This window comes from Sulfurimonas sp., from assembly GCF_041563035.1.
Taxonomy (GTDB): domain Bacteria; phylum Campylobacterota; class Campylobacteria; order Campylobacterales; family Sulfurimonadaceae; genus Sulfurimonas.
Map to the genome: position 1 here is coordinate 1 of NZ_JBFFNS010000039.1, position 10,370 is coordinate 10,370.

Below are 10,370 nucleotides of genomic sequence, written 5' to 3' on the forward strand. Positions count from 1 at the left end.
AGACAGTAAAGTTAAAAGAGGTTTCAGAAGAGACTTCACTCGTGTTCGTATCACGAAAATAGCTGCTTAATAGCATAAACTAAGGAGATTTCAGATGGCACATAAGAAAGGTCAAGGTAGTACACAGAATAATCGTGACTCGGCTGGTAGAAGACTTGGTGTAAAAAAGTATGGTGGAGAGGCTGTTGTAGCTGGTAACATCATCGTTCGTCAAAGAGGAACTAAGGTTCACCCAGGTAAAAACATGGGTATGGGTAAAGATCATACTTTATTTGCACTAGTTGATGGTATTGTTAAATTCGAAAGAAAAGACAAAAAACGTCAACAAGTTTCAATTATACCTGCTGCATAATTCCACAATGTTTGAGCTTCGGCTCAAATATTTCTACACTCAATTATTAGGTTTAACACCTAAAACAATTAAAATATTTAACAATTTACTCTTTTTAAATCCAAGTGAATTTTTAAGTATTAACAAGTAATAAATCAAGGATATCAAAATGTTTACAGATAGTGTCGAATTAACAGTTTCATCAGGAAAAGGTGGACAAGGGTGTGTAGCATTTCGTCGTGAAAAGTTTGTATTAAACGGTGGTCCTAATGGTGGTGACGGTGGAAAAGGTGGCGACATCTGGTTCAAATGTGATAACAATACGCATACACTTTCTCACTTCCAAAGAAGAATGCATATAAAAGCAGACAAGGGTGTTCCTGGCGAGGGTTCTCGTATGACAGGTAAGTCTGGTGCTAAAACAGTTATTATCGTCCCTCCTGGGACACAGATTATAGATATGGAAAGTGGTGAAATTCTTTTTGATATGGTTGAAGATGGACAAGAGGTTAAGTTTTTAGAAGGCGGAAAAGGTGGACTTGGAAATACTCACTTTAAATCACCTACAAATCAAAGACCGACTTATGCTCAACCAGGTGAAAAGGGTGAGACAAGAAATATAAAACTTGATCTAAAACTTATTGCTGATATTGGGCTTGTCGGTTTTCCTAATGTTGGAAAGTCAACTCTAATCTCTACAGTCTCAAATGCTACTCCTGAGATAGCTAATTATGAGTTTACAACACTTACACCAAAGCTTGGTCAAGTTAATATAGGTGACTTTGAGTCATTTGTAATGGCAGATATTCCTGGTATTATCGGTGGAGCTCATGAGGGTAAAGGTCTTGGAATCCAATTTTTAAGACATATTGAAAGAACTAAAACACTTTTATATATGATAGATTTAGCTTCTTATAGAGATTTAAAAGAACAGATTGAAGTACTAAAAGATGAAATAAAATCATTTAGTGAAAAATTAGGTGAAAGTAAATATGCTATTGCTCTTACAAGAGTTGACATTGTACCGCCAGATGAGATAAATGAGCTTGTAAATGGCTTTTTAGAGCTTCTTGGTCTAGAAGCATCTAAAACAAATGAGTTTAACTTTGATAGTGAAATGCCATTTTTTGTACAAGATTCAGCAGATGAGACTTTAGGTTATGATAAAACTCTTCCATACCTGGTTGCACCAATATCTTCGGCAACAAGTAAAAATATAGAAGCACTTAAGTATGCCCTATTTAATCTAGTACAAACGGATAGAGAATAGCATGAAACGTGTAGTTGTTAAAGTCGGTAGTGCTGTTTTAACACAAGGTGATTGCGTTGCTCTTGAGCGTATGCAAGCTCTAGTAGATTTTTTAGTAGAGTTAAAAAAAGATAATGAAGTCATTTTAGTCTCTTCAGGTGCAGTAGCAGCAGGGTATACTAAACTTCAACTTGATCGTAGCGTCCTTCAAAACAAACAAGCTCTTGCATCAATAGGACAACCGGTACTAATGCATAAATATGCTACAAAGTTTGAACAACACGATATCATCATCTCTCAAGTTCTTGTTACTGCAGCAAACTTCAATAAATCAGAAGATATAGAGAGAATAAAGAATACGGTTGATACTCTTTTATCAAACGGTGTTATTCCTATCGTCAATGAAAATGATGCAACTGCCACAGAAGAACTTGTTGTTGGAGATAATGATCAACTTTCAGCTTATATAACTAAACATACAAATTCTGATATGTTGATTATATTATCAGATATAGATGCTTACTATGATGAAGATCCGCATAAAAACAAAGATGCGAATGTACTAAAAGTTGTAAACATCATTGAAGAGTGTGCTTTAGAAAAAGATGCAACTCCTCACGGAACATTTGCTACAGGTGGAATAGTTACAAAACTAAAGGCGGCTAACTATCTTTTAGCATCTGATATTGATATGTTTTTAGCAAGCGGATTTGATCTTAATGATGTTAAAAGCTATATGATAGATGCTAATCATAAAGGTGGGACACTTTTTACAAAAGGAGATAGTTAATGCGTATTATTTTTATGGGTACTCCTAATTATGCAGAAGCTATTTTAGAACGTATTATAAATACTGCTGATATGGATGTTGTTGCAGTTTATACTCAACCTGATAAACCGGTAGGCAGAAAAAAAGTAATGACTCCACCTGTTGTAAAGACTCTAGCTCAAAAACATATGATAGACGTATATCAACCAAACAGACTAAGAGATGCCGATACTGTAGAAGAGCTTTTAAAAATAGAGGCAGACTTTATAGTTGTCGCTGCATATGGACAAATTCTTCCACTAGAGATTTTACAACATGCTCCATGTATAAACCTTCATGCATCTATACTTCCTGCATATAGAGGTGCAAGCCCTATACAGCAGACTCTTCTAAATGGAGATATTAAAACTGGTGTAACAGCTATGCTTATGGATGTTGGATTAGATACTGGTGATATTTTAAAGATAGATGAAATAGATGTTAGTGATGATGAAATGGTTGAGACACTATTTGAGAGACTTACCCTTACTGCGACTGAACTGACTATTGATGTTTTAAAAAACTTCAATTCATATACACCTGTAAAACAGAATGATTCATTGGCAACACATTGTGCAAAGATAAGTAAGCAAGATGGAGAAGTTAGTTTTACAAATGCGACAGAGCTTTATAATAAGTACCGTGCATTTACTCCATGGCCTGCTATCTATTTAGAGAGTGGATTAAAACTAAAAAGTATAAAACTTGAAGATAGAGACTCATCTAATGAAAGTGGAAAAATTCTTAGTATAGATAAAGATAGTATAGTGGTTGGATGTAAAAAAGGAAGCGTTAGAATTTTTAAAGTACAGCCTGCATCTAAAAAAGAAATGGATATACTTTCTTATATCAATGGTAAGAGACTGAGTCTTGCAGATACTTTGGCTTAAAGAGATAGGCTCGACTCAGAGCCACTTAAAAGAGCTTATAAAAGCAAAGAAGATAGAACCACCATTTGCAGTGATAGCGGATATTCAAATAGACGGTATAGGAAGCAGAGAAAACAGATGGAGCTCACTTGAAGGAAATCTGTTTTTATCTTTTGCAATTGAGTTGAAAAACTTGCCAAAAGATTTAAAACTGGAATCTGCATCTATATATTTTGCTTATATCTTAAAAACTGCACTTAATGATTTTAATTCAGAAGTTTGGATAAAATGGCCTAATGATTTTTATGTAAAAGATAAAAAAATCGGCGGTATGATTACAAATATTGTAGATAATGTGCTTATTTGTGGGGTAGGGTTAAATTTGGTAACACAACCTGAAGGATTTGCAAAGTTAGATGTAGAGGTGAGTCGAGAAGATTTGGTTCAAAAATATTTCGAAAAAATTGAAAAAAAGATTTCATGGAAGCAAGTTTTTAGTAAATATCAGTTAGAATTTGACAAGAACAAAAACTTTTTTACACATAATAAAAGTTTAAGAATTCCATTGGAAGATGTAACGCTTCAGAGTGATGGTTCCATAGTACGCAACGGCGAAAGGATATATAGTCTAAGATGAGTGAAGTAATAGTAATTGCAAATCAAAAGGGTGGGGTTGGTAAAACAACCACTGCTGTAAACTTAGCTGCGTCACTGGCTGTAGCAGAAAAAAAAGTGCTTTTGATAGACTCAGATCCACAGGCTAATGCAACCACATCATTAGGTTTTCACCGTAATGATTATGAGTTCAACATTTACCATGTACTGATTGGCACTAAAAAGTTAAAAGACATTATTTTAAAATCTGACATCCCAACACTTCACCTTGCTCCTTCGAACATTGGTCTGGTTGGAATTGAAAAAGAGTATTATGATAATGACAATAAAGACGGCAGAGAGCTTGTTTTAAAAAGAGCTATAGCAAACGTCCAAAAAGATTATGACTATATAATTATAGATTCACCTCCTGCACTTGGACCAATGACTATAAATGCCCTTTCAGCATCTAACTCTGTAATTATTCCTATTCAGTGTGAATTTTTTGCACTAGAGGGTCTTGCACAGCTTTTAAATACGGTTAAACTAGTGAGAAAATCAATAAATCCAAGTCTCAGCATAAAAGGTTTTTTACCTACTATGTTCAGTTCTCAGAACAATCTTTCAAAACAGGTTTTTGCTGATTTGTCTCAACACTTTAACGGTAAACTTTTTAAAGATCAAAAAAATAAATATATAGTAGTTCCAAGAAATGTAAAATTGGCAGAGGCTCCATCTTTTGGTAAACCTGCAATTCTATATGATGTGAAATCTGTAGGCTCAGTAGCTTACCAAAATTTAGCACAAACGATAATAGCATAATGAAATCTCAAAAACTCGGCCGTGGACTAGATGCACTTTTAGGTGAAATAGATGAAGCATATGAAAATGAAGGTTCATATAGAGATGCTGTCATTGAATTGTCATTAAAAGATATTAAACCAAATCCTTTTCAGCCCAGAAAGCATTTTGATGAGAATTCTCTTTTAGAACTTGGTGAATCTATTAAAAATGATGGACTACTTCAACCAATTGTTGTAACTGAAGATATTGACGGTTATGTACTGATTGCAGGCGAGAGAAGGCTCCGTGCATCTAAGTTAGTTAAGTTAAAAACAATTCGTGCAATAATACTTAACTCAGATGAGCAGCAAATGAGACAATTCGCTCTAATTGAAAATATTCAAAGAGATGAATTAAATGCAGTTGAACTAGCAGAAGCGTATAGTGAACTAATTAAAATGTATAATGTAACACAAGAAGAACTTGCTACTAAAATACATAAAAGTAGAACACATATTACAAATACTATTAGACTTCTTCAGTTATCTTCAAAAACACAAAAAGCTTTAGTTGAGAAAAAAATCACTGCCGGACATGCAAAAGTTTTAATAGGTCTTGATGAAAAACAACAACAACTTATGGTAAATTCAATTATCGGTCAAAAGCTTAGTGTTAGAGAAGTTGAATCAATTATTAAAAATATGAAAGAAGAAAAAAAATCTTCAGATGTTAAAAGTAGTTTTGTTGAATATGATTTTTCTGATATTAAAGAAAGATTTGACAATATGGGTTTTAATGTAAAAACTTCCAAAAATAAATTGACTATTGAGTTTAATGCTGAAAGTCAAATCAGTGACTTTTTGAATTATATTTCAAAATAGTGTAAAAACGATGTGTAAATTTCACATTCTTTATAAAAATTATAAAATTCTTTAAAATTCTTTCATAGTTTAACTATCCTTTCAATTTTGACGTAGTATAATCACGCAACTTTTAGGAGGTGCTATGTTAGATATAAATCCGATACTACTTTTAGCTACATTTGTTGTATTTCTTTCACTAATCGCCGTTCTAAACAGTTGGCTTTATAATCCATTATTTAGTTTTATGAATAAAAGAGATGAGGACATTAAAAAAGACTTACTAAAAGTAGGTAATAATGATGATGAAATCAATGAACTTAATTCAAAAGCTCAATTAATAATTACAAATGCTAAACTGGAAGCTGCGGCCCTAAGAGAGAAAGTGATAGAAGATGCTAAAGAATTAGCAGATAGTAAGTTAGAAGCGAAGCGTGCTGAATTAGCTAGCCAATATTTAGAATTTGAGCAATCACTTGCTGAATCTAAAGAGCAGTTAACAAGTGACATAATGTCACAAGTTCCACTGTTTAAAGAAGCTGTAAAAGCTAAATTTAGTCAAATATAAGGATGTGGTGTGAGTAGAATTTTACTATTAATTATAATGATATCAACTTATGCATTTGCATCTAGTGGTGCAGAGGGCGGAGGGACAGACATTGTTCAAAGAACAGTAAACTTTTTACTATTTTTTGGTCTTGTTTGGTACCTTGTTGCTGAGCCTGCTAAAAACTTTTTTGCTGCAAGAAGTCAGGGAATTGCTGATGAGTTGCAAAAAGTTCAAGATAAGTTAAGTGACTCTGTTTCTCTTAAAAAAGAAGCTCTAGCTAAGATTTCTGATGCTGAAAAGTTTGCAGAAGAGTTAGTGACTGCTTCAAAAAGAGAAAATAAGATCATAAATGACAATATTATGCTTCAGTGTGAAGCAGACTTAGAGACAATTACTAAGCAAAGTACAACTTTAATGCAATTCGAACAAAGAAAAATGGTTCGTAATGTTGTTGAAGATGTTTTAAGCGAAGTTCTAAGTCAAAGTAGTGATAGTTTTGATAAAGAAGCTATGGCTAATGTTATCTTAAAGAAGGTGGCATAAATGGAAGAGTTAATTGCAAAAAGATATATCAAAGCTCTAAAGCAGAGTTCTGATGCACAGACAATGGAAAATATGACTGTAGTCTTTTCAGCTTTAGCTGAATCGTTTAATGATGCAAAATTTATCCAAATCATTGACAATCCTATGGTAAGTAAAGAACAAAAGTCAGAAATTCTTTTAGCTGCAGTAAAACCTGCTGAGTCTGAAAATATTAATGCTTTAGTTAAGTTGCTTGTAGAGAAAAATCGTACTTCAATTATCCCTGCTTTAGCAGAAGGAATGAGAAAAGATACGGCAAATACAAGTAAAACTTACTCTGGTGTTGTATATAGTGATAGTGATTTAGATGCAAAAGTTATTCAAGACTTAAGTAGTGGTTTAAGTAAAAAATTTGATTCAAATATTTCATTAGATTTTATTAAAGATGACTTCAATGGTATAAAAGTGGATGTAGAAGATCTTGGTGTAGAAATTAACTTTTCTAAAACAAGAATCAATAATCAAATAATAGAACATATAGTAAAAGCAATTTAACTTCATGAGAGGAGAAAAGTAGTGGTAGCAAAAATTCAAGCTGATGAAATCAGTTCAATAATTAAAGAGCGTATCGATAACTTTGAATTAAGTGTTGATATCAATGAAACAGGTAAAATCGTTTCTTACGCTGATGGTGTTGCACAAGTTTACGGACTTAACAACGTTATGGCTGGTGAAATGGTAGAGTTCGAAGAGGGGACTCAAGGTTTAGTAATGAATCTTGAGGAGAGCGCAGTAGGTGTTGTTATTCTTGGACTAGGCGTAGGACTAAAAGAAGGTATGTCAGTTAAAAGACTTGGTAAACTTCTTAAAGTTCCAGTTGGTGACGCACTTTTAGGTCGTGTTATTAATGCCCTTGGTGAGCCAATTGATGGTAAAGGTCCAATTGAGACAACTGAAACTCGTTTCGTTGAGGAAAAAGCACCTGGTATTATGGATAGAAAATCTGTTCATGAGCCATTAGCAACTGGTATTAAAGCAATTGATGCTCTAGTTCCAATCGGTCGTGGTCAACGTGAGCTTATTATTGGTGACAGACAAACTGGTAAAACTACAGTTGCACTAGACGCTATTATTAACCAAAAAGGTAATGGTGTTGTTTGTATCTATGTTGCAGTAGGTCAAAAAGAGTCAACTGTTGCTCAAATAGTTCGTCGTTTAGAAGAGCATGGAGCATTAGAATATACTATCGTTGTTAGTTCAACAGCTGCTGAAGCTGCTGCACTTCAATTCTTAGCTCCATATACTGGTGTTACTATGGGTGAATACTTCCGTGATAACGCTAGACATGGTCTAATTGTATATGATGATTTATCTAAGCATGCGGTTGCATATCGTGAGATGTCACTTATCCTTCGTCGTCCTCCGGGCCGTGAAGCATACCCTGGTGATGTTTTTTATATTCACTCTCGTCTTTTAGAGAGAGCTGCTAAATTAAGTGATGAACAAGGTGCAGGTTCTTTAACTGCTCTTCCTATTATTGAGACTCAAGCTGGTGATGTTGCGGCATATATTCCAACTAATGTTATCTCAATTACTGATGGTCAGATTTTCCTAGAGACTGAACTATTTAACTCGGGTGTACGTCCAGCGATTAACGTTGGTCTTTCTGTATCTCGTGTTGGTGGTGCTGCTCAGATTAAAGCTACTAAGCAAGTTGCTGGTACTTTACGTCTTGACCTTGCTCAGTATCGTGAACTTCAAGCATTCGCTCAGTTCGCATCTGATCTTGATGAGACATCTCGTAATCAACTAGAGCGTGGACAAAGAATGGTAGAAGTTCTTAAGCAAGGACCTTTCTCTCCACTATCTGCTGAGAAGCAAGTTGCTATTATTTTTGCTGGTAACGAAGGCTTCTTAGATGATTTCGATCCATCAAATGTAGTTCGTTTTGAAGCTGAGTTATATCCGTTTATTGAAGCATCTTATCCTCAGATTTTTGAGAATATTAGAAGCACTTCAAAAGTTGATGATGATACTAAAGCACTATTAATCAAAGCACTTGAAGAATTCAAAGCTACTTTCGTAGTAGCGTAAGGAAAACTTTATGGCAAACTTGAAAGATATTCAAAGACAGATAAAGAGTGTTTCTAACACTCAAAAGACGACTCGTGCAATGAAGCTTGTATCAACTGCAAAGCTTCGCCGTGCTGAAGAGCTTGCAAAACGCTCTCGTCTTTATGCTGCAAAAATGAATCAGGTTATTGCCGAAATAGCTGGACGCATAAAATGTAATAAAGTTGGAGGAATTGATAATCGCTGTTTTATAGAGATTGAAAGTCCAAAAATGGTTGACATTGTTTTTGTTACTGCTGATAAAGGTTTATGTGGTGGTTTTAATATTCAAACTATTAAAGCTGTTAAAAAACTTATCAAAGAGTATAAAGATAAAAATGTAAAAGTGCGTTTACGTGGTATCGGTAAAAAAGGTGTTGAGTTTTTTAAATATAACGAAGTTGAATTATTTGACGCAGTTACTAATTTAAGTTCAAAACCTGATAAAGAAAGAGCTGATGAATTCATCATGACTTCTATTGAAGATTACAAAGATGGCAAAATCGACGGTCTTCACATCATCTATAACGGATACAAAAACATGATTACTCAAGAGTTACATGTTAATAGTGTATTACCTGTAGATACAACTCAGTTTGAGTGCTCTGATGTACAAGACTCAATACTTGAGATAGAAGCTCAAGATGAAGAGCATATGCTAGACTCTTTAGTTAGTAGATATGTTGAATATGCTATGTATTATGCACTAATTGATTCAGTTGCTGCTGAACACAGTGCTAGAATGCAGGCAATGGATACTGCTACTAATAATGCTAAAGATATGGTTAAGTCACTAAATGTTAAGTTTAATAAAGCTAGACAAGCAGCTATTACTACAGAACTTATAGAGATTATAAGTGGTGTGGAGTCTATGAAATAATGGAGAAAAATATGATTGGTAAAATAAGCCAGGTTATGGGCCCGATTGTTGATGTTGATTTTGATGGTTATCTTCCAATAATTAATGAAGCAATCGAAGTTCAAATTAGTTTAGAAGGTACTGAAAATCGTTTAGTACTTGAAGTTGCAGCTCACTTAGGTGATGGCCGTGTAAGAACAATTGCTATGGATATGAGTGAAGGTTTAGTTCGTGGTATGAATGCTACAGCTACTGGTGCTCCTATTAAAGTTCCTGTTGGTGAAAAGGTACTAGGTCGTATCTTTAATGTAATTGGTGAGACTATTGATGGTGGTGAGCAGATTTCTGACGCTCCTACTTGGTCAATTCACCGTGCGCCTCCACCTCTAGTTGATCAGTCAACTACTACAGAGATGTTTGAGACAGGTATCAAAGTTGTTGATTTACTTGCTCCTTACTCTAAAGGTGGTAAAGTTGGACTATTTGGTGGTGCTGGTGTTGGTAAAACAGTTATTATCATGGAGCTTATTCACAATGTTGCAATGGGTCATGATGGTCTATCTGTATTTGCTGGTGTTGGTGAGAGAACTCGTGAAGGTAATGACCTTTATCATGAGATGAAGGATTCTAACGTACTAGACAAAGTTGCACTTTGTTATGGTCAAATGAGTGAGCCTCCAGGAGCACGTAACCGTATCGCTCTTACTGGTCTTACTATGGCTGAGTACTTTAGAGATGAGAAGAACCTTGACGTACTAATGTTCGTTGATAATATCTTCCGTTTTGCTCAATCAGGTTCTGAGATGTCAGCACTTCTTGGTCGTATCCCTTCA

12 protein-coding genes and 2 pseudogenes are annotated in these 10,370 nt (G+C 34.6%); all 14 read left to right on the plus strand.

Features of this window, described 5'->3' with window-relative positions:
* Positions 1–70: pseudogene (locus ABZC13_RS13875) on the plus strand (50S ribosomal protein L21); the annotation flags it as partial.
* A gap of 24 nt (positions 71–94) precedes the next feature.
* Entirely contained in the window at positions 95–352 is a 258-nt protein-coding gene (gene rpmA, locus ABZC13_RS13880; protein ID WP_373005177.1) for a 50S ribosomal protein L27, read from the plus strand.
* Between the two features lie 148 nt (positions 353–500).
* A complete protein-coding gene (gene obgE, locus ABZC13_RS13885) occupies positions 501–1,601 on the plus strand; it encodes a GTPase ObgE (RefSeq protein ID WP_373005180.1) in 1,101 nt (366 codons plus the stop codon).
* Between the two features lies 1 nt (position 1,602).
* On the plus strand, positions 1,603–2,370 hold the full coding sequence (gene proB, locus ABZC13_RS13890) for a glutamate 5-kinase (protein ID WP_373005183.1): 768 nt from the start codon (positions 1,603–1,605) through the stop codon (positions 2,368–2,370).
* Positions 2,370–3,278 (plus strand): methionyl-tRNA formyltransferase, encoded by a 909-nt coding sequence (gene fmt / locus ABZC13_RS13895; protein ID WP_373005186.1) that lies wholly within the window; start codon positions 2,370–2,372, stop codon positions 3,276–3,278. Before proB ends, fmt begins: the two co-directional genes overlap by 1 nt.
* Positions 3,259–3,894, plus strand: a complete 636-nt coding sequence (locus ABZC13_RS13900) for a biotin--[acetyl-CoA-carboxylase] ligase (protein ID WP_373005189.1) — start codon at positions 3,259–3,261, stop codon at positions 3,892–3,894. Before fmt ends, ABZC13_RS13900 begins: the two co-directional genes overlap by 20 nt.
* Positions 3,891–4,673, plus strand: a complete 783-nt coding sequence (locus ABZC13_RS13905) for a ParA family protein (RefSeq protein WP_373005192.1) — start codon at positions 3,891–3,893, stop codon at positions 4,671–4,673. Before ABZC13_RS13900 ends, ABZC13_RS13905 begins: the two co-directional genes overlap by 4 nt.
* Positions 4,673–5,515: a ParB/RepB/Spo0J family partition protein gene (locus tag ABZC13_RS13910; protein WP_373005195.1), complete on the plus strand. Its 843-nt coding sequence runs from the start codon at positions 4,673–4,675 to the stop codon at positions 5,513–5,515. The genes ABZC13_RS13905 and ABZC13_RS13910 overlap by 1 nt, the downstream gene beginning before the upstream one ends.
* Positions 5,516–5,639: 124 nt before the next feature.
* A complete protein-coding gene (locus tag ABZC13_RS13915; protein WP_373005198.1) occupies positions 5,640–6,062 on the plus strand; it encodes a FoF1 ATP synthase subunit B' in 423 nt (140 codons plus the stop codon).
* 9 nt (positions 6,063–6,071) lie between these two features.
* Complete coding sequence (locus ABZC13_RS13920; RefSeq protein WP_373005201.1) at positions 6,072–6,587, plus strand: F0F1 ATP synthase subunit B; 516 nt, start codon at positions 6,072–6,074, stop codon at positions 6,585–6,587.
* Positions 6,588–7,121: a F0F1 ATP synthase subunit delta gene (locus tag ABZC13_RS13925; protein WP_373005204.1), complete on the plus strand. Its 534-nt coding sequence runs from the start codon at positions 6,588–6,590 to the stop codon at positions 7,119–7,121.
* A 21-nt stretch (positions 7,122–7,142) separates the two neighbouring features.
* Positions 7,143–8,660, plus strand: a complete 1,518-nt coding sequence (gene atpA / locus ABZC13_RS13930) for a F0F1 ATP synthase subunit alpha (RefSeq protein WP_373005207.1) — start codon at positions 7,143–7,145, stop codon at positions 8,658–8,660.
* 10 nt (positions 8,661–8,670) lie between these two features.
* Positions 8,671–9,558 (plus strand): ATP synthase F1 subunit gamma, encoded by an 888-nt coding sequence (atpG, locus tag ABZC13_RS13935; protein ID WP_373005210.1) that lies wholly within the window; start codon positions 8,671–8,673, stop codon positions 9,556–9,558.
* A gap of 11 nt (positions 9,559–9,569) precedes the next feature.
* A pseudogene (locus ABZC13_RS13940) lies at positions 9,570–10,370 on the plus strand (F0F1 ATP synthase subunit beta); the annotation flags it as partial.